Here is a 19,023-nt window from a genome sequence, read left to right as displayed (position 1 = left end):
AATGGAAAAAATACTTATTCAAAACCTAACATTTGCATATAAAGATGGGCAGCCAATTCTCAATAACGTTAACCTTGAGTTGCCACTCCACACTTCGATTCTCTTAAATGGTCCGATTGGTTGTGGAAAAACGACTCTCCTAAAGCTGATTGCTGGCCTGCTCCCTAAATACGGTGGGACATGTTCTGGAAAGATCAAGCTTCCGCACGATCAACGAATTGGAATGCTCTTTCAGGATCCGGCAATGCAGTTTACGATGGACACACCACAGCACGAACTAGAATTCACCCTTGAGAATCTTCAAGTACCACATAACGAGATTAGCAATCAGGTAAAAGCCGCCTTGGCATTTGTTAATCTTCAAAACGTGGCGCACCAAAAGTTGACTACTCTTTCCGGTGGGCAACTACAAAGGGTAGCCTTAGCAGTAATTATCGCTATGAAAGCTGAGATTATCCTATTAGATGAACCACTTGCTAGTATTGACGAACCAAATCGCCAATTTTTACTTCAAAAATTAGCTCAATTACAGTCTCAACAAGGGATAACTATTATTATCAGTGACCATAACCTTCAGAACTACCAGAATTTCATTCAATTCATTATTCAATTTCATAAACACCAGGCTAAGCTGCTTTCAAGTAATGCTAGTCACCAGCTTTTAATAAATGCTAATCAACATTCCACTAATTTATCCACTAACCTTCCCCTACAGACTGATCCGTCAATTATAAAATTACACGATTTTTCCATTACCCGTAACCAGCTTTCATTGATAGAGGTAACGAACCTAAAATTAATTCAAAATAAGGTTACCCTGCTAACTGGTCCCAGTGGTTCCGGAAAGTCAACACTTCTTAAATCTATCGCGAAGTTGACTTCCTACTCAGGGCAAATAACATATGATGGAAATAACATTCAAAAAATATTCTCCGGGAAATACTATTCTCAAGTTGGCTTAATCTTCCAAGAAACCAACCAGCAATTTTTAAACGTTACCGTTGGCGAAGAATTAAGCTTAAGTATCAAAAATGGGGGAAATACATTTTTCAAAGGGAAATCATCCCAGGAGCTTTTAGCGATGGTCGGGCTCCCTGACCTTACTGAACGAGTCATCTACTCCTTAAGCGGTGGGCAACGGAAGCTGATCCAGAATTTGATCATGCTAATGATGGGACAAAAGCTCTTATTAATGGATGAGCCGTTTACTGGTCTCGATCAATCATCATTAAAGAAATTGCTCGCCCTCATTAAAAAGAGTCGTCAACATTTTCCGCAAACCCTACTAATCGTTAGTCACCAATTAGATTTCCTGGAGGGCTTTGTTGATTACCACCTTTCACTTACAGACCAGCAGCTTACATATCAAGGAGGATCACAAAATGAATCCCAGCGTTAAACTCTTGCTTCTTCTTTTGCTCTCCCTTGAGATAAGTTTTACAAATAATCTTACTGTCAACTTAATCCTCATTGCCTGCCTCTTTATCGTCCTCCTTTTCCACCACCTTACTTGGCGACAATTTTGGTGGTTAATGATAATTCCGCTAATTCCGGGAATTGCCGTTTTAATTACTATTGGTGGTTACGGGTCAGCGCATAATTGGCTTACGGGTTGGAGCATGGTAAGTCGTTTTTACGTTTATGTCTTTGCCGGCGGTGTAATGACTTTCACTACTTCTCCCCTTCTTCTAGCTCGATCACTAGAACAGAATTTTCACTTGCCAAGTAAGTTTGCTTACGGGACCTTGGCTGCCTTAAATATTTTACCGAAAATTAAACAAACCGTTATTTCAATCAGGATTGCGGGTAAGATGCGTGGAATTAATCTTCATTGGTGGTCACCGAGGCTCTATTTCAAGGCAATCCTTTCAGCAATCCGTTGGTCTGATCAACTAGCACAAGCAATGGAAACTCATGGCTTTCGTGAGGGACAGCCGCGAACAACCGCCGTTAAAGTTCCTCTCTATTGGACAGATTGGATAATCCTGATTATTAGTATGGTATTACTACAATTCCTGCTAATTGCACTCCATTAAGAGATCGGGCATAATTAAGAAAAAATGAATTGGAGATTTTACTATGAATAATATTAGTTTATCTAAACGAATTATTGGTGCTCTTTCCTACCTCAGTATTCTCTTTCTTCCAGTAATCTTCCCATTAATCGTGTGGATAGTTGCTGGTCCAGAAAATCCTTGGGTTAAGAAACAAGCTAAAGCAGCTTTTTGGACGCAAATTTTCCCATTAATTTACATTATCTTCTCATTATTATTTATTAGTGTTGCTGCTTGGCATTCAATGGTTGTGAATCTCGGCGCCTTTAGTGGTGTCCTGTTAACCTTTGCCCTCCTCATCGCATTAATTCTCTACATCTATAACATTGCAATGGCGGTAAAGGTTCTCCTCGGTCGTGAATAAAGTGTCTCTTAGAAGGAGCTGAGTAAGAAAATGGACACTATTTTCACAATTTTTCTATTACTTACCGCCGTTGTCGTCGCAAATATCATTCACCTGGTTTACCCCAAAATTCCTTTATCAATTTACCAAATTGTTGCCGGAATTCTGATGGCATCTTTACCAACTACTGCTACCGACTTTACAATGCACCCGGAGTTATTCATGATGGCAGTTATCGCTCCATTAATGTTTAATGATGGCCAGAACCAGTCATTTAAGGTTCTTTCGAAAAACATTAAAAATATTCTGTCTTTAACTGTTGCTTTTGCTCTTGTTGCTGTAATTATTATTGGGACAGCCTTGCACTTCACTTTTCCACAAGTCTTTTCGCTCCCCCTCGCATTCATGCTGGCAGCAATTATTACACCAACAGACGCGGTTGCTGTGAAATCACTCACTACTAACGTAACGATGCCTGAAAACGTTAATACCACACTAGAAGTTGAATCCCTATTCAACGATGCTTCAGGTATTGTTTTGTTAGATCTTGCCTTAGCTGCCTTTACTTCTGGAACATTTTCCGTTACTCACGGTATCTGGTATTTCTCCTACGTCTTCTTTGGTGGGATTATCTTTGGGGCAATTATGGGAAACCTCTTAATCACACTCCGAATGAAGTTGATGAGCCGCCACGTTGATATTGGTTCAATCGTAATTCCCATTAACGTAATGACACCAGTGGTTATCTACTGGTTAGCCGAAGAATTCCACTTTTCTGGTATCCTCGCTGTCGTTTCTGCCGGAATTATTCATAGTATCCTTTATGATCGGTTACGCTTAACTTCCGCAAAGATTCAAATGGCTACCAAAACTATCTGGTCAATTATCAGTGAGGCTTTAAACGGAATTGTTTTTGTCCTTCTTGGTCTTTTAATCCCCCAAGTAATTGGTCGGACAACACCAACCAATCTACTGAAACTCGTTGGTCTCGCTGTGGTTCTTTTCCTTGTAATGCTTATCCTTCGTTATGCCTGGGCTCGTTGGCGGCTAGTTAACCTTAAATCAAAGAAGGAAACCCGTAATCGTGATAGTTGGTTACTCGCACTTGGTGGTGTTCACGGGACAATTACTCTCTCATTAGCGTTCTCCCTTCCAATTCTGGTACGTGAACGCCCCTTCGCCTTTCGAAATTCGATTATCCTTATTTCTGCACTGATAATCCTAATCAGTATTATTGTTGCTGCGATTGCCTTTCCAATCATTTTGCCACGCAAAGCAAATGATTACAGTGCAACCGAATTCCATAATGCCCTGGTTAAAACAGTTCAATACGCCATCGATGAATTAAAGGCAAATACTGAGGATCGAACTGAAAAGGCTATTATTATGGATCAATTGAGTAGTCAAATGACCCAATACCACCGGATCAACGCTGATGTTTTTGAGAAGATTGCCCGCAAAACCCACCAATTAGAGTTAGAGGTTATTGAACAGCTTGCCGATGAAGAAAAGATCTCTGAACGTCAGGCAGATTGGTACTCACGAATTGTGGCTCGTTCAATCTATAATACGGGGAATCATACCTTCATGTCATTTATTTCAACCGTTATTCACCGGATTAAGTGGCGAATTATCCGTCACAGGAATACCAAAATTCAGGCTCAGCATCGCCGCCACCTTGAACAACACCAACTCCATCCAGACCAGTTCATGTCATTTAAGAACGTCTTTAACCTCCTTAACCAGCGAATCAATAAATACCTCGATAAAGTTCAAACACCAAAGAACATCAATGAAATCACAATGATTCGCCGGGCCTACCTCCAGCGTTCTCATTTCTTTAACCGTGACTCTAAGGTTGACGATGACCGAATAAATGCCCTCTTCGTTGAGGCATTTCAACTTGAACACTCCTATGTTCAACAAAACCTCGCTGATGGCAAGTTTTCTCAATCTCTTGCCAATGCCCTTAATGAACATATCTCTACCGATGAGCTTGTAATGGTTCAATCAATTGAATAGAAAAAATTCCCACAATCTCTACTGATCGTGGGAATTTTTTAATCCTATATTTTATAAAGACAAGAGTAATCCAATAATTGCTGGAATAAATTGGAACAGCCAAATCTTCTTTGTTGCAGTTAGGGCACCATACAGTCCTACTACTGCAACAAAAAGTAATAATAAACGACCAACGAGAATTGCTGTCATCCCCGCAAAGATAAATTGACTGACAATCAATGATAAACCAAGCATTCCGTTATAGATTCCCTGGTTAGCCATTGATATTCTTGCTGGTCTTTGCCGAAGGAAGTCCTCATCCATATCAAATGCCCTTGCTTGTTTTGCTGGACTAGCAAACATCTCCAGAAGCATGATTCCAAGATGTTCAATTCCAATTAAGATCGTTACAATTTCAAATGCAATTCCCAATTTTACCTCTCCCATTTATTTTACGTATTTTGCCAGGAACTTCTCAATATGATGTTGGTAAGCAGTTGGGTTATTAGCAAAGGATGAAGCATGTGCGGCACCTTTTACAACCCAAAGTTCTTTTGGCCCCCGACTTGCCTGATAATTTGAGTATACCATTTCTGTTGGTACAAAGTGATCCTTACTCCCGTGAATGAAGAGCATTGGACGATGATTATGGTGCAAACTGTTCACTGCACTAGCCTCACCAATATAAAAGCCATTTCGAACCCGATTCATCAAGCTCAGAGTCTTAATCAGGGGCCACCGAATTGGCGTTGGGATGCTATACAAGTTCCCTGCTTCATAGTTTAATTCATCATTCAGACTGGTATAACCGCAATCTTCCACGTATGCCTTTACCTGTTTTGGCATTTGGATCCCACTAGTCATCATCGTAGTAGCACCACCCATGCTGACACCAAAAATGACTACCTGACTATTTTGACCGTTATGGGCAATTAATTTTTTCGTCCATTTACGAACATCATACCGTTCCGGCCACCCATAACCGATATATTTCCCTTGACTTTGACCATGCGCTCGCGCATCAGGCATCAAGACATTGTAGCCCATCTGGTGAAAGAGTGTTGCGTATTCTCCCATTTTCTCCTTGTTTCCCATGAAGCCATGGAGGATCACCACATTTTTAGTCGTTTTATGTGCTGCCGGAATATAATCCGCGTCTAACCGGTAGTTCATCGTTGCCGAAGTCATTACCCACTGTTGCTTTTTGGCATTTTTAAACCACATTTTCTGGGTATAAAGTGAATCACTTTTTTCGATCTTTTGACTATTATTAATAAATGACTTATGCCCCGGTACCATTGCGACATGATAAAAGTACGTACCTGCGCTAAATAACGCTACAACAATCACTAATATTACCGCAATAATCGTTCGTCGCAGCCAATGTTTTTGTTTCTTTTTTTGTTCTTCCAAATTGATTAACCCCATGTTGCATTTTTATTAACGGTCCTGATTTTATCATAGAATATTTTTAATTGCACATTTTTCCACGAATCGTGGTTTCCAATGTTAAAATAAAAGTTAGTACTAAAGGGAGTGACTTGATGTTTCCAGAAAGATTACGTGCCTTACGCAAAGGACAGAAAATCACATTAAAAGAATTAGCCAAACACCTTAACGAAAACCTTGGTCCAAATGAAAAGCCTAATACCGCATCACAAATCGGTAACTGGGAACGGGGAATTCGGACGCCATCTTACGTTGAGGCACGGAAATTAGCTGAATTTTTTGATGTCAGTCTTGACTACCTTACTGGGAAGTCTGATCGAGATGACTTTGATCTCGCTAAATTATTAATTTCTGCTCGCAACCTTACCTTTAACCAAACTAACATTAGTAGTGATGACCGTTATGAAATCTTTCAATTAATTGACGGTTACTTAAAGGGACGGAACAACCGCCTTGATACTGATAAATTTTATGGTAAGCAAGAGCAACTTAATTTAAAGCTAAAATAAGGAGCAATTATGAATCCAAAGCAATTAAAGAAGCTCAAAAAAAGAGTTAAAAAAGCCAAAAAGGTTGTCCAACAGCCTAAATACATTGAAGAATTAACTCAATATCGAGACTTGTTTGATCCCTTCCCTGAAGTTAAGTTCTTAATTAATAACGCTCTCGAAAGTGATCGGTTGTTAAAGAACGGTCTCTTGCCGCAACCATTACCACAACTTCTTCTTCCGGATGATATCCAGGATCAAATTTTCAAATACGTAAACCAACATTACGCTAAGGGTGACGCACAAGGCGACGCGCTGTGGAATAAGTATTCAACGGTCCTTCCAAAGCTAGATAAGGCACTGCGAAACTTCCGTGACTATTTGGAAGACACCTATGGGATGTGGTCGTACGTTAATGCTCCCTTTGCTAAAGCTTTGTCGGATTACCTGGATGGTGAACCAGTTCTCGAGATTATGGCTGGTAATGGCTACATTTCTAAGGGACTCCGGAATAATAATTCTACCCAAAAGATTTACACTACGGATAGTCAAGCCTGGATCAAGGAAAACGAAACCGGCAAACACCCCGTTACTCAAATTGAAAAACTTGATGCGATCGAAGCAATTAAAAAATATGGTGACCAAGTTAAGTACGTAATCATGTCTTGGGCACCTGACAAGCAGGAAACAGATTGGAAAGTCCTCCAACTACTTAGAAAGGGTTATCCTGAAGTTAACCTCCTCGTGATCGGTGAAAAGGATGGTGCAACCGACTCAAAGGCCTTTTGGACACAGGCAAAGTTAAGCCAGGACGACAAGCTTCAACAAGTTAACCACTACCTCCACTCTTTTGACTTAATCGATGAACAAGTCTACCTCGCAAAGTAAATTAAGAACCACTTCAATGTGGGTCTTTTTTTATGACTGGTTATTCGATACAATATTGCAAGTTTAAAATTTTTAAAGAAAGGAAAACTGAACGACACAATGTCAGTCAGTAAGGGTTGAATACAATGAAATACCGTCTTCAATCAATTTTATTCGTGTTTGTTGCGTTCATGCTTGGCTGTAATGAATACATGATCGTTGGGGTCCTCCCCGATATCGCCGCTCAATATCATGATTCACTATCACAGCTGGGGCTCCTCGTAACTGTTTTTGCACTTGTTTATGCCATTTTTACTCCAATTATTACTTCACTAGCAAACCGCTGGCGACGACACCATGTTTTGCTGGCTTTGATGGTTGTCTTTTTCATCGGTAACACCTGGACCGCCCTTGCTAGCAACTTTATTTCAATGCTCTTTTCACGGGTGTTAACAGCTACGGTTGCCGGGGCAATTATTTCAATTGTCTTGGTCATGGCTAGTTTTGTAGCGCCACGGGAAAAGCGCGCTAGTTTGGTTTCGTGGGTTTTTGCTGGATTTAGTATTGCTTCAGTTATCGGGATCCCAATTGGAACGGTAATTAGTACGACTTTCTCCTGGCACGATAGTTTCTGGATGATTTCTGGACTAACCCTTTTTGTCTTCGCAGCACTCGTTTGGTTAGTACCTCGTGATACCCCTCAATTTAAGAGTACCCTTAGTAAACAATTTACTCTTTTAAAGGATTCTCGAATCCTCCTTGGGGTTATCTTTATTGTTACTGTCTGTGCAGCCGACTATACTATTTATACCTATATTCGTCCATTAATAACCAACGAAATGGGATTTAGTAACACTTGGTTAAACTGGCTCCTCTTCGGGATGGGGATTTTCTTCATTATCGGTAATAAATTTGGTGGTTGGATCGCAGATAATGGTGGTGTTAACCGCCTCGGGATTATTTACATTGCCATGACGATCCTCTATCTCTTGTTCGGTCCACTACTCTCATTCAAGTGGGTTGCAATTACCATTGTGGCGCTTCTCTGTGTGGCCTTTTCTTCCTATGGTTCTTCAACCCAGTTAATGTTCCTTGACATTGCTGAAAAGGAATATCCACAGTCATTAGACCTTGCGTCATCCCTTAACTCAATTTTTGCTAACATTGGGATTTCATTAGGTTCCTTTACCGCATCTCAAGCAGTTGCTTTAACACCAATGCGGAATCTTGGTTATGTTGGTGCCGTATATGGCATTGCTGCAACAATTCTCGTATTTACTCTGAGTAAGAAGTACACCGCAAAACGATTTTAAAAAATAAAAGCTGGGATTGGTATCAAGCTTAGATACTAGTCCCAGTTTTTATAATGTTAGAATATTTTTTTAGTGAAAAAGTGTACAGTAACCAAAAACTAGAAAAACAAATAAAATAAAGTAACCGAAGAAGTACCAATCTCTCATATTGATCACCTCGATATTTACTACCTTCATTGTAACCGATTTCATAAAACTAGTAAACTTAAGCGAACCGATCAAAAAAAGCTGGAGAAAAACTCCAGCTTCTTCTTATCCTTAAACTATGATTAATGTTCTCAGAACCTACATAGTCTAATCGCGGAAATTAACCAGAGCCTTAGAGTCTAGTGCAGTAAAGCAAGTCTATTTGGCTACGAACGACTCTGATGATTTCATCATCATTCATCGTTCTAGGCTAGCCAATCAGACTCTCAAGAAGGTTAATTTCCAGCTTCTTTACGTGTATTGATACTATCTCAGGAAATAGTTAATGTCCACTTCGACTATTTCCGGACACCTCACAATCCGGTGAGTTATGTGCCCCACATTCGAAATGTCTTATGGTAGCCATTAGGGTTGCTACCAGACCTCTCGACTCATCGCAAATAATAATTTAACACGAATTAATCTTTTTCGCAAGTTTTACGCCTCGGCTCGTGCCTCCATGACATCTGCCAGGTGTTCAGCAAGCCATTCTTGAAGACGCTTAATAAGAACATCAACATCCCCTGCCAAGTCCGTCTCGTTTGCTAACTCGTCAATCCGCAATCCCGACTTATTAACATCTTCGCTTTCCATCACCATATAAAGGTTTACAGGATAAGTAATTTCCTTATCCAGTAGTTTCCCGTCTAATCGTTCTGCCTCTGCCATCGGAATATTAATCAAGTTAGTATCAAGGTGGAAAATAACAGGAGCACCTTTTTTAACCCTAATCGTAATTTGATACTTACCTAAATGACCTGTGTCTAGGGCATCGATTACTGCTTCAATCGCTTTTTTTAATACTGATTTTTGTTGAACCTTTGATGCGGTTGTTTCGGTTTCTGTTACAATCGTCTTTTCACCGCTAAGCTGGTCTAAATAATCTGCAACTGTTAATTTCATTATTCCGTATCTCCTCACCGGATCAAAAATGTGGCTAATCCACCATCCGGAAATGATCAATCAACCACATTTTACTAAATATCTCGGTAAAGCTCAATTAAGCCAACAGATCGGCAATCTGATCGGTTGGAATCCCGGTAATATATTGTTGAGTACCATTTTCATTAAGGACTTTAGCAATTGCGTCATGGTCATACTTAACACCCTGAAGCTTCTCTGCTAAAGCACTTACATCTTCTGGACCGAAGAAGTCACCATAGAACTTAATATTTTTGATTACACCGTCTTTAACATCCAACCGGGCATCGATCGTTCCCATGTCAAAGTGCTTCCGCCGCTTAAGCGTGAACTCAGGAGACTTACCGTAAACCCAATCCCAGTTGTTGTAGTATTGTTCGTAAATCTTATCAATTTCCTTTTGATCTTCAGGAGTAACCACGTATTGCTTATCCTTAATTTCATCTAAGCTATCAACATGGAATAATCCTTTAATTAGATCATCCCTGAAGGTTGGAACATCGATATCTTGGTACTTTTTATCAAGGAATGGACGGAGATTAGTGACCCGCGAGCGAACAGACTTAATCCCTTTCGAGGCAATCTTATCCTTAGCAACGTGAAGAGCATCCGCAACAACACTCAAATCAACATTTAACATCAATGTCCCGTGAGAGAAGGTCTTGCCGTTCCGAGAATACATTGCATTTCCAGAGAACTTCTTGCCATCAACTAAAATATCGTTCCGCCCACTAACTTCAGCGGTAGTTGCACCCATTTTATGTAAAACATCAACGATTGGTTTAGTAAAGGACTTAAAATCACCGAATTCTTCACTATCACTAGGAACAACAAAGCTAAAACAAAGATTACCTAAGTCTTGGTAAACAGCACCCCCACCAGAAAGCCGCCGCGTTACTCTAATATTGTGTTCTCTAACATAGTCTTGGTTGATTTCTTCAAGCGTATTTTGATTACGACCAACAATAATACATGGTTCTTCATAGTAGAAGAGTACTAATGGTTCACGACCAAAATCCTTATCGTTCATCAAATACTGTTCAGTTGCCAGATTCATCCCAATATTATGAGAAGTCATTGAAACATATCGCATATTAACTGCAACTCCTTTGTGAAGATTCTAACTAAAATTAGACTAAATTCGGTTAAATGTTCTTTAATCTATATGTAAAGTTTAGTCCTCTTTGCAACCGTTTTCAATTATTGACGTTAAATTTATTAAAAATCCTAATTTTATTAACTGCCACTCCAACTAAACCCTTATAATTAAGGTAAAGCACTTGAAAGGAAGTAAGTCTGATGAAGGATATGCAATACAAAAATATCGTTGCGGCGATTGATGGATCGAAGGCCACGCTCCCTGTACTCACCGCTGCTGTTAAATCCACAATCCATAACCATGCCCATCTTGATCTCCTCACGATCGAACAGGTGGGGCAAATCACTGATGGCTACATTACCAGTACAACAGTCAGTACCGATCAAACATATAATTTAGTTAAGACGACCGAAGAACGGCTAGAAGATCTTAAAATGCGTGCCTGGAAAATGGGCCTCCTCGATGTCAGCATCCACATTCGTTTTGGAAATCCTAAACGAGTTATTGCCCAAGATTTCCCTAAGGATCACCATAACGACCTGATTGTTATTGGGACAACTGGCTTATCAAGCGTTGAACGGTTTGTTCTCGGTTCAGTTACTAATTACGTTAATCGAAACGCTCCGTGTGACGTTCTTGTTGTACGAACTGAAAATAACCGCCAGGAGGAAGAACGGTGAAAAGAATTGTTGCGGGTGTAGTTGCCCATGTTGATGCCGGAAAAACAACCTTATCGGAAGCACTTCTTTACCACGGAGGAACACAACGCCAACTTGGTCGAGTTGATAATGGTGACTCTTTCCTTGATCCAGATACTCTAGAGAAACAACGGGGAATTACTATTTTCTCTCACCAAGCTAGTGTCACCTATAACGACTTGAACTTAACCTTACTCGACACTCCTGGGCACGTCGACTTTGCCGGACAAACTGAGCAAGTGCTCCCGGTTCTTGACTATGCCATTCTTGTCATCTCAGCTACTGACGGAATCCAGGGTTCTACTAGGACTCTCTGGCGACTTCTAAAAAAATATCAAGTGCCAACTTTCATTTTTATTAATAAAACGGATGTGGTGGGTGCTAACCCACATAAGGTAATTCAAGAACTTCAAGCCGAGTTTTCTTCTGCTTGCCTCCCATTTACTGAATCACTAACTGCCGATACAATTGAAACAATTGCGATGACGGATGATGATGTCTTAAATGACTACCTCGATTCTGGTAATCTCAAAGACGAAACTATCCGTCAACTTATCGCTCGACGCAAGATCTTCCCCATCTATTCTGGGGCAGCATTGAAGCTCACTGGTGTTGATGACTTCATTTCTGGCTTCTCTAAATGGACCATTGAAGCACCTTTCTCCCCCGACTTTCAGGCACGGGTATTTAAAATTTCTCATGACAACAAGGGAGAACGACTTACTTGGATTCGAGTCCTCGGTGGAACACTAAAAGCTAAAGCAGAAGTTCTCCCTGGCGAAAAGGCCAACCAATTGCGAGTTTATAACGGTGCTAAGTTTACTGTTAACCAAGCAATTCCAGCTGGTGGTGTCTGTGCAATTACTGGTTTAACCTCTACCTTCCCTGGTCAGGGATTGGGAAAGGCTAAGGACCAACCACTGAATGAAATTCAACCAGTCCTTAGCTACGCGGTTAAACTAAATGGTGTTGATCCTCATAAGTGTTTATTAGCATTACGGGAGTTAGAAGATGAAGAACCACACCTAAATGTCCAGTGGTCAGAGCACCTTCAGGAGATCCACCTCCAAATCATCGGTGAAGTTCAGTTTGAAATTATTCAACAACTTCTCCACCAACGATACGGAATTGATATTGAGTTTAATGAAGGTAATATTCTTTACAAGGAAACGATCGCTTCAAGAGTCATCGGGATCGGTCATTTTGAACCACTTCGTCACTATGCCGAAGTTCATCTTCTCCTTGAACCAGGAAAGACAGGAAGTGGACTCCAGTTTAACTCTGACTGTAGTGTCGATATTCTTAGCCATAACTGGCAAGAGCAAATAATGACAAGTTTACATAATAAGGAACACCGGGGAGTCCTAATCGGTGCACCCCTTACCGATACGAAGATTACCCTAATCAACGGCCGAGGAAGTATTGTTCACTCTGTTGGTGGTGACTTCCGGGAAGCAACTTATCGCGCAGTTCGCCAAGGCTTAATGATGCTCAAACAAACTGGTCAGTGTAAATTATTAGAACCCTGGTATCAATTCCGGTTAACTATTGATCAGGAACATGTTGGTCGTGCAATTAATGATATTCAGCAAATGGCCGGGACTTTTAAGCTCAATAATGATAATTCTAGCTCTTCCACAACGGTTATTACTGGAACAGCACCAGTAACCGAAATGCGAAAATACGCGCAAACTGTTCGCGCCTATACTCACGGGCAAGGGCAATTAGAATTAACTGTAATGGGTTACCAGGAATGTCATAATGCGAGTGAGATCATTGCAGATGCAAATTATAATCCAACTGCTGATCTAGCTAATACTCCTGATTCCGTTTTCTGTGCCCACGGTGCTGGCTATCCAGTAAAGTGGGATCAAGTTCCCTCAATGGCTCATGTGCAAGACTAAAAAAGTAAGAAGAGGATGAAAAAATGAAATATTTTTCCATCCTCTTCTTGCTTTAAGCATCGTCCAACCTAATCATTCAAAACAATCACTTTTCCTAAACTACGGTGACTCTCTAAATATTGATGTGCTTGCGGAATCTGCTCAAGTCGGTAAACCTTCGTTGGTTCCACATTAATGTGGTGTCCTTCAATTACTTGTAATAATTGGTTTAGTTTCTTACCGCTAACGCTTCCCGAATAAAAGCTGGTCAAATAACTATTTGGCGCTAAGTCAAAAATGGGATCAAACTCTTCAAGATACCATTGGTTCCCTAATTGCCCCGTACTGCAAACAATTCCCCCTTTTTCAAGGTGGCTAAAAGTTTCTTTAATTGTTGCTGGACCAATTAACTCAAGTATCTTGGAATAGCGCTTGTCGGTTTGTAATTTACCATCTTGATCAAGGATAACTTCATCAAAGCCGAGCTCTTTCATTCTCTCAACCTTATCCTTAGTCCTTGTCGTTCCATCTACCTGAATTCCAGGATAGCAAGCTTTAGCTAGTTTTAAGAATGCTACACCAACTCCACTACTTGCACCACGCACTAATACTGAATCATCCTTCGTCAATTTAAGATTAAGCAATGATCCATATGCCGTGTAGTACGTTTCCGGGACTGTTGCTAGTGTTTTCCAAGGTAGATTGGTCGTTACTGGATAGATTTGTGAATTAGGAAGAAGAACGTATTCAGCATACGATCCATCAAATGCTCGTCCCATTTCGCCCATAATAGAAATTATCTTCTGACCAACCGGCAATTTAACTGGATCAGTAGTTTGGATGATCTCCCCTACACACTCAATCCCTAAGATACGAGGAAATTTAACTGTTGGTGATAGTCCTTTTCGGGTAAAAATCTCTGAATGGTTAATTCCAAATCCCTTTACCTTTACTAGGGACCATCCCGGCTTCACCTTAGGAGTAGGAACATCTTGGTAAACCAGTTGTTCTGGTCCACCACCTTTCTTAATTACAACTGCTTTCAAGCTCGTTTCTCCTTTCTTTGATTAACGACCGATTGCCAACGATGAATTAATAACCATTCAATTAGTTTCAAAATCCCGGCGCACACAAGAGTTAAGATGACCGTTAAAAGAGTGCCCCATAGAATTGGGACAACTTGTTGCGATTGAAGGCCCTCAAATAATAATTGGCCAAGTCCCCCTGCATTAATCGTGGCGGCAATTGTTGCAATGCCCATTGTCGATGCAAGGGCAACTTGCAATCCACTAAAAATTGCTGGTGTGGCAAGGGGAAGCTGCACCCTGAAGAAGACCTGTTGTGCTGTCATCCCCATCCCCTTCGCAACTTCAACCAGGGATGGATCAACTTCTTGGATTCCAGTAATAAATGTTCTTAAGAGTACGTACTCACAATACAATGTTAGAACAATGATGGCTGTTCGCATTCCCAAGCCGGAAACGGGTAATAGAAGGGCGAAAAAAGCAAAACTAGGAACAGAGTAAAGTAAGGAAAAAAAGTAGACTAACCCATTCAGCCAGTTTTTCCGGTGCATCAGCAAAATAATGATTAATACTGAAATTACCAAAGCAATCCCTAAAGAAGCTAAAACCATAGTTGCATGCTGTTGTAAATCGACTACCATAATTGGCCAGTTAGTTTTCCAGTACTCAATCATGGTAGTGCCCCCAAAGACTTTGATTTTGCTGAACTGTTCCTAATAGCTCCATCACAAAATGCGTCGCTGGGTGGGTGACAATCTCTTCTGGTGTGGCGAACTGTTCGATCTGGCCTTCATGCATTACCATTACCCGCTGACCAAGAAAAAGCGCTTCATTGATATCATGCGTTACAAACATAAAGGTCTTATCAGCTAATGATTCGTGAATTCGTTTAATCTCTTTTTGTAATTCAATCCTTGTCAATGCATCTAATGCTCCGAATGGTTCATCAAAGAGAACGAACGGTGGATTAACAGCTAATGCCCGCGCTACGCCAATCCGCTGTTGCTGCCCTCCCGAAAGCTGGTTTGGATAGCGTTTTGCATATTTTTGTGGATCGAGTTGAACCAGATCAAGGAGCTTTTCAACTCGCTGTTCAATTTTTTCCTGATCCCAATACAACATCTTGGGCACAACAGCAATGTTCTCCGCAATGGTCATGTGCGGAAAAAGGCCAATTTGTTGGACGACATACCCCATGTGTCGACGCAGCTTTACTAGGTTAAGACTACTTATTTTCTGACCATTAATTAAGATCTCACCAGCATTGGGTTTCCAAAGTCCATTAACCATCTTCAGGGTTGTCGTTTTCCCTGAACCAGAAGAACCAAGAATGGTAATAAATTCACCACGGTTAATTGTAAAACTTAAATCAGGAATTATGATATTCTTTCCAAACCGCTTCTGAACATTTTTAAATTGAATAACTGGCTCTGTCATATCGCTGGATCCTCCTAATTAAAAAATCAAATCCGATCATTGAAAGCAACGAAAGGATCGCTACACTAACACCGCCAATAACAACATAGGTCATATCATATAATCCTAAACCAGTAAAAATTAACGTTCCTAAACCACCAGCTCCAATATAGGTAGCTAAAGTAGCACTCGCAATAATTTCAACAAGTGCTAACTTAATCCCGTTTAAGATATAAGGAAGGGCAAGCGGGATCTCAACTTGTCGTCTTAACTGACGTCGATCCATTCCTAGTGCTGTCCCGACTTCTTCATATAATGGGCTAACCTCGTTAAAACCAAGGATTGTGTTAATCAAAAGAGGAGGCAATGCTAAAATAACAAGGGCAAGCAAGGCGGGAAACATCCCTGTTCCAATAAACGGAATCAGTAAGAACAGCAATGCCAAACTAGGGATAATCCTTAATACCTGGGCAAAGGCAGTACAAAAAGCTGCAACTGTTTTTATCCGTGAACCAATATACCCTAGTGGCAACGCAATGATCATTGCAATTGAGAGGGTAATCAAACTAAGGTAAATATGTTGCCAGACGTATAGCCAATACTGACTACTATCAGTTTGAAAATAATGAATAATCTGGGTTAACAACGCGTTCTTTTCTCCTCTTCTTTTAAAACACTAATGATTCAAAACATGTTCACTATACCAGTTCTTAGCAACTGTCTTGTAATTTTGTCCATCGACATCAACTTTTTTATTAAGGGCTGTCAGTTGCTTAGTCGTTAACTTCGCATCAACCTGGTTTAAGGTCTTTTCCATCTTCGGGTGACTCTTTGCTGCCTTCTTGTTGACCAACGGAACTAAATTATATGGCGCCCATAGTCCCTTATCATCTTTTAAGAGGGTAAACTTACTGGTAGCCAGTTGACCATCAGTAGTTGATACCGGTGCCGCATCCCCCTTATTCTGAGACATAATCTTATACTTAAGGCTATCGTCATAATCCTTATGAGATTTAAAATTATATTTACCATACTTCTTATTCATCCCGGGTAATGCATCGGCTCGTTTGTCAAATTCACCCTGAGAAACAAAGCGAATCTTTGAAGCATTCTTTTGTAGATCGCTTAGTGTCTTAATATGGTACTTCTTTGCGACGCTTGACCGCATCCCAATCCCTTGCCGGTTATCACCTGGAGCATAGTTGAATGTTACAAGCCCATCTTTTTTCACACCATTTTGGGCCAAGGATGCCATTTGAGAAGCATTCTTGCCACTAGCACTCTTTTTCAGGTAAGCCTCAACGATTGTTCCTGTATATTCCGGATAAACATCAATCTGCCCAGTCTTAACTGCTCGGTAAACAACTGAATTAGAAATATTTGGCTTTCGCACAACCTTATACCCAGCATGCTCTAAAGCTAACGCATAAATCTCACTAACCGTTTTACTTTCCGAAAAGCTCTTAGATCCTACAATGATCGGCTTACTATTGGCACTCACATTAACCGGTAAACTGTCAGCAACTATCAAGGTCCCTAAAGCAAGTGCCAAAATAAGCACTAATTTTCTTAAACGGATTATCATATTCTCATCCTCGTATATTAGTAACTAAAAAAGTTTCATCATATCGTTAAACAGTTTAAAATATATATTACAGAATTTCCTTTGTCAAGGAAGAAAAATAATTACCCACTAGATAATTGTAACTAAAATCGTTACAATTAGTATGTAGAAAGGAATGGTTAGTATGCGGATATCGACCCGTTTTAGCGACAGCATCCACATTCTCGCTTTTATTGAAACCTATAAGGGTAAACTACCATTAAGTAGTGAAAACATTGCAGGAAGTATCGAAACGTCTCCAGTAGTCGTTCGTCGGTTAATGGGAAAGTTAAGGAGTGCCGGTTTAATAAAGACAGTCCATGGTTCTGCGGACCCCAAATTAATACGTGAGCCAAAAGATATTTCTCTTTATGACGTTTTTCTTGCTGTCGAAGAGGAACAACACATTTTCACAATTGATCCTAAAACAAATCCTGAATGCATTGTTGGTGGTAATATCCAATCAACTTTAAGTGAATTCTACCAACAAGCAGAAACAGCTGCAAAAGCAAAGTTAGCAGCAACTTCTCTCCAGGATGTTCTTAATTCAATTCTTGTTAAGCAGAGTGAAAAGGATCCACAAAAATTAATCGGTAGTAATTTAAAATAATAAACCATTTGAAACGAACCCCCTAAATCGGCAAAAGTCGACTTAGGGAGTTCTCTATAATTTAATTTTCAATTTTTAAAAGTAAGCCATAAAGGGCGCCGAGAAGGTTAGCCTCATTACCAAAGTTAGCTGCTTTAATAACCGGCATTGCAATATCAGCCATTAGCCGACGATCACTTTTTTGGACTTTAGCAAATTGAGTTTTAATTTCTTTAATTAAAATCGGTTGGACACTAATTCCTCCACCAATCAGCACTACTTCAAGGTCTAATACTGCCTGAAGATCAATAATCAAATAAGCTACGCGGCGACAATATTCCTCAAAAATTTTCCAGGCAAGCGGATCGTGAGCAGAAATTTTTTGAAATGCCTGCCGACCATCGGTGGGATCAGGGAGTTTACATACTCGAGCAATCATTTCAACCATCTTAACTGCTGATGTGGTAGCTCCAACTGTCCGTTGTTCAACGTCAGGATCATCACGGTTAGTCACAATTGCGCTCAATTCCCCTGCACGACTATGGGGACCATGCAAGAGCTTCCCATTAATTACAATTCCACCACCAACAGAGGTCCCGAGAGTGATGACTGCTCCGTCACCTACCCCAACTAAGTTTCCTAACCATAACTCAGCTAACGTTGCACAGTTGGCATCATTTCCCACATAAACTGGTAATTTAGTAGTTTTTTCAAGGTATTCAGCTAAGTGAAATTCACCCATGTAACTTAAGACTCCCGTAAACTGAACATTACCAGTCTGAGGATCTACTATTCCCGGAACACTTACGCAAACAGCTGCAATCATCGGGTTCTCACGAATAATCGTCTGAAGTGCTTGAATAAAAGCATCCTTAGAATGCGGTGTCGTTAGTTTTCCCTTGGTCATAATATTTCCAGAATGATCAATTCGTGCACTCTTTATTGTTGTTCCACCAATATCAATACTCAGATACTGTCGTTGCATACTAACAAACACCTCGCTTCAGTTATCATTAATATTATACACAACTCTTGTCGAGAAAGTAGCAGATCAAGTCTCCATCTTTATAAACATTTGACTCACCAAA

The 19,023-nt window shown here is 40.3% G+C and carries 20 protein-coding genes; 10 read left to right on the top strand and 10 right to left on the bottom strand.

Translation table 11 applies throughout. The features are described from left to right. Position 1 precedes the first annotated feature (1 nt). The 4 genes from NFR46_RS00440 to NFR46_RS00425 are packed head-to-tail and all read left to right on the top strand — an operon-like array spanning position 2 to position 4,419. Positions 2-1,399 (top strand): ATP-binding cassette domain-containing protein, encoded by a 1,398-nt coding sequence (locus NFR46_RS00440; RefSeq protein WP_251573882.1) that lies wholly within the window; start codon positions 2-4, stop codon positions 1,397-1,399. Then, a complete protein-coding gene (locus tag NFR46_RS00435; protein WP_251573880.1) occupies positions 1,383-2,036 on the top strand; it encodes an energy-coupling factor transporter transmembrane component T family protein in 654 nt (217 codons plus the stop codon). Before NFR46_RS00440 ends, NFR46_RS00435 begins: the two co-directional genes overlap by 17 nt. 43 nt (positions 2,037-2,079) lie before the next feature. After that, positions 2,080-2,418 carry a magnetosome magnetite crystal formation protein family gene (locus NFR46_RS00430; RefSeq protein WP_251573877.1) on the top strand — a complete coding sequence of 113 codons (339 nt, stop codon included), beginning with the start codon at positions 2,080-2,082 and terminating at the stop codon, positions 2,416-2,418. A 30-nt stretch (positions 2,419-2,448) separates the two neighbouring features. Next, the gene (locus NFR46_RS00425) at positions 2,449-4,419 is read left to right on the top strand and encodes a cation:proton antiporter (RefSeq protein ID WP_251573876.1); all 1,971 of its coding nucleotides are present in this window, start codon (positions 2,449-2,451) and stop codon (positions 4,417-4,419) included. 51 nt (positions 4,420-4,470) lie between these two features. On the opposite strand, the gene NFR46_RS00420 is transcribed toward NFR46_RS00425, so the two are convergent. Continuing rightward, positions 4,471-4,845 (bottom strand): DUF1304 domain-containing protein, encoded by a 375-nt coding sequence (locus NFR46_RS00420; RefSeq protein WP_420908562.1) that lies wholly within the window; start codon positions 4,843-4,845, stop codon positions 4,471-4,473. Continuing rightward, positions 4,846-5,826: an alpha/beta hydrolase gene (locus tag NFR46_RS00415; protein WP_251573874.1), complete on the bottom strand. Its 981-nt coding sequence runs from the start codon at positions 5,824-5,826 to the stop codon at positions 4,846-4,848. A gap of 116 nt (positions 5,827-5,942) precedes the next feature. Here NFR46_RS00415 and NFR46_RS00410 point away from each other — a divergent pair, with 116 nt between their 5' ends. From NFR46_RS00410 to NFR46_RS00400, 3 genes are all read left to right on the top strand, one after another. Then, positions 5,943-6,356, top strand: a complete 414-nt coding sequence (locus tag NFR46_RS00410) for a helix-turn-helix domain-containing protein (RefSeq protein ID WP_251573873.1) — start codon at positions 5,943-5,945, stop codon at positions 6,354-6,356. 9 nt (positions 6,357-6,365) lie between these two features. Further along, complete coding sequence (locus tag NFR46_RS00405) at positions 6,366-7,223, top strand: SAM-dependent methyltransferase (RefSeq protein ID WP_251573871.1); 858 nt, start codon at positions 6,366-6,368, stop codon at positions 7,221-7,223. A gap of 125 nt (positions 7,224-7,348) precedes the next feature. Further along, positions 7,349-8,515: an MFS transporter gene (locus tag NFR46_RS00400; RefSeq protein ID WP_251573869.1), complete on the top strand. Its 1,167-nt coding sequence runs from the start codon at positions 7,349-7,351 to the stop codon at positions 8,513-8,515. 624 nt (positions 8,516-9,139) lie between these two features. Here NFR46_RS00400 and NFR46_RS00395 read toward each other — a convergent pair. Then, complete coding sequence (locus NFR46_RS00395; RefSeq protein ID WP_251573867.1) at positions 9,140-9,604, bottom strand: hypothetical protein; 465 nt, start codon at positions 9,602-9,604, stop codon at positions 9,140-9,142. 97 nt (positions 9,605-9,701) lie between these two features. Beyond that, a complete protein-coding gene (locus NFR46_RS00390) occupies positions 9,702-10,715 on the bottom strand; it encodes a lipoate--protein ligase (RefSeq protein WP_251573865.1) in 1,014 nt (337 codons plus the stop codon). A gap of 206 nt (positions 10,716-10,921) precedes the next feature. Here NFR46_RS00390 and NFR46_RS00385 point away from each other — a divergent pair, with 206 nt between their 5' ends. After that, the gene (locus NFR46_RS00385; protein ID WP_251573863.1) at positions 10,922-11,401 is read left to right on the top strand and encodes a universal stress protein; all 480 of its coding nucleotides are present in this window, start codon (positions 10,922-10,924) and stop codon (positions 11,399-11,401) included. Beyond that, positions 11,398-13,323, top strand: coding sequence for an elongation factor G (locus NFR46_RS00380; RefSeq protein WP_251573861.1), 1,926 nt, complete (start codon positions 11,398-11,400; stop codon positions 13,321-13,323). The genes NFR46_RS00385 and NFR46_RS00380 overlap by 4 nt, the downstream gene beginning before the upstream one ends. A 68-nt stretch (positions 13,324-13,391) precedes the next feature. Here the strand turns inward: NFR46_RS00380 and NFR46_RS00375 are convergent, their stop codons facing one another. Genes NFR46_RS00375 through NFR46_RS00355 form a run of 5 tightly spaced genes read right to left on the bottom strand, consistent with a single transcriptional unit; the run spans position 13,392 to position 17,328 of the window. Next, positions 13,392-14,348: a zinc-binding alcohol dehydrogenase family protein gene (locus NFR46_RS00375; protein ID WP_251573859.1), complete on the bottom strand. Its 957-nt coding sequence runs from the start codon at positions 14,346-14,348 to the stop codon at positions 13,392-13,394. Beyond that, positions 14,345-15,001, bottom strand: a complete 657-nt coding sequence (locus NFR46_RS00370) for an ABC transporter permease (protein ID WP_251573857.1) — start codon at positions 14,999-15,001, stop codon at positions 14,345-14,347. The genes NFR46_RS00375 and NFR46_RS00370 overlap by 4 nt, the downstream gene beginning before the upstream one ends. Continuing rightward, positions 14,994-15,764: an ABC transporter ATP-binding protein gene (locus NFR46_RS00365; protein WP_251573855.1), complete on the bottom strand. Its 771-nt coding sequence runs from the start codon at positions 15,762-15,764 to the stop codon at positions 14,994-14,996. Before NFR46_RS00365 ends, NFR46_RS00370 begins: the two co-directional genes overlap by 8 nt. Further along, positions 15,739-16,389, bottom strand: a complete 651-nt coding sequence (locus NFR46_RS00360) for an ABC transporter permease (protein ID WP_251573853.1) — start codon at positions 16,387-16,389, stop codon at positions 15,739-15,741. Before NFR46_RS00360 ends, NFR46_RS00365 begins: the two co-directional genes overlap by 26 nt. A 30-nt stretch (positions 16,390-16,419) precedes the next feature. Beyond that, positions 16,420-17,328 (bottom strand): glycine betaine ABC transporter substrate-binding protein, encoded by a 909-nt coding sequence (locus NFR46_RS00355; protein ID WP_420908561.1) that lies wholly within the window; start codon positions 17,326-17,328, stop codon positions 16,420-16,422. 163 nt (positions 17,329-17,491) lie between these two features. Between NFR46_RS00355 and NFR46_RS00350 the strand changes: the two genes are divergently transcribed. Beyond that, the gene (locus tag NFR46_RS00350) at positions 17,492-17,956 is read left to right on the top strand and encodes an Rrf2 family transcriptional regulator (RefSeq protein ID WP_251573852.1); all 465 of its coding nucleotides are present in this window, start codon (positions 17,492-17,494) and stop codon (positions 17,954-17,956) included. Positions 17,957-18,017: 61 nt separating this feature from the next. On the opposite strand, the gene NFR46_RS00345 is transcribed toward NFR46_RS00350, so the two are convergent. Further along, positions 18,018-18,920, bottom strand: coding sequence for an ROK family protein (locus NFR46_RS00345; protein WP_251573850.1), 903 nt, complete (start codon positions 18,918-18,920; stop codon positions 18,018-18,020). Between the last annotated feature and the right edge of the window lie 103 nt (positions 18,921-19,023).

Source organism: Limosilactobacillus agrestimuris, assembly GCF_943193105.1.
Classification (GTDB): Bacteria; Bacillota; Bacilli; order Lactobacillales; family Lactobacillaceae; genus Limosilactobacillus; species Limosilactobacillus agrestimuris.
This window is presented reverse-complemented; position numbering and strand designations above follow the sequence as displayed.

Coding starts and splice junctions, on each gene's coding strand:
- NFR46_RS00440 (WP_251573882.1), top strand. CDS start 2: ATGGAAAAAATACTTATTCAAAACCTAACATTTGCATATAAAGATGGG.
- NFR46_RS00435 (WP_251573880.1), top strand. CDS start 1,383: ATGAATCCCAGCGTTAAACTCTTGCTTCTTCTTTTGCTCTCCCTTGAG.
- NFR46_RS00430 (WP_251573877.1), top strand. CDS start 2,080: ATGAATAATATTAGTTTATCTAAACGAATTATTGGTGCTCTTTCCTAC.
- NFR46_RS00425 (WP_251573876.1), top strand. CDS start 2,449: ATGGACACTATTTTCACAATTTTTCTATTACTTACCGCCGTTGTCGTC.
- NFR46_RS00420 (WP_420908562.1), bottom strand. CDS start 4,845: ATGGGAGAGGTAAAATTGGGAATTGCATTTGAAATTGTAACGATCTTA.
- NFR46_RS00415 (WP_251573874.1), bottom strand. CDS start 5,826: ATGGGGTTAATCAATTTGGAAGAACAAAAAAAGAAACAAAAACATTGG.
- NFR46_RS00410 (WP_251573873.1), top strand. CDS start 5,943: ATGTTTCCAGAAAGATTACGTGCCTTACGCAAAGGACAGAAAATCACA.
- NFR46_RS00405 (WP_251573871.1), top strand. CDS start 6,366: ATGAATCCAAAGCAATTAAAGAAGCTCAAAAAAAGAGTTAAAAAAGCC.
- NFR46_RS00400 (WP_251573869.1), top strand. CDS start 7,349: ATGAAATACCGTCTTCAATCAATTTTATTCGTGTTTGTTGCGTTCATG.
- NFR46_RS00395 (WP_251573867.1), bottom strand. CDS start 9,604: ATGAAATTAACAGTTGCAGATTATTTAGACCAGCTTAGCGGTGAAAAG.
- NFR46_RS00390 (WP_251573865.1), bottom strand. CDS start 10,715: ATGCGATATGTTTCAATGACTTCTCATAATATTGGGATGAATCTGGCA.
- NFR46_RS00385 (WP_251573863.1), top strand. CDS start 10,922: ATGAAGGATATGCAATACAAAAATATCGTTGCGGCGATTGATGGATCG.
- NFR46_RS00370 (WP_251573857.1), bottom strand. CDS start 15,001: ATGATTGAGTACTGGAAAACTAACTGGCCAATTATGGTAGTCGATTTA.
- NFR46_RS00365 (WP_251573855.1), bottom strand. CDS start 15,764: ATGACAGAGCCAGTTATTCAATTTAAAAATGTTCAGAAGCGGTTTGGA.
- NFR46_RS00355 (WP_420908561.1), bottom strand. CDS start 17,328: ATGATAATCCGTTTAAGAAAATTAGTGCTTATTTTGGCACTTGCTTTA.
- NFR46_RS00350 (WP_251573852.1), top strand. CDS start 17,492: ATGCGGATATCGACCCGTTTTAGCGACAGCATCCACATTCTCGCTTTT.
- NFR46_RS00345 (WP_251573850.1), bottom strand. CDS start 18,920: ATGCAACGACAGTATCTGAGTATTGATATTGGTGGAACAACAATAAAG.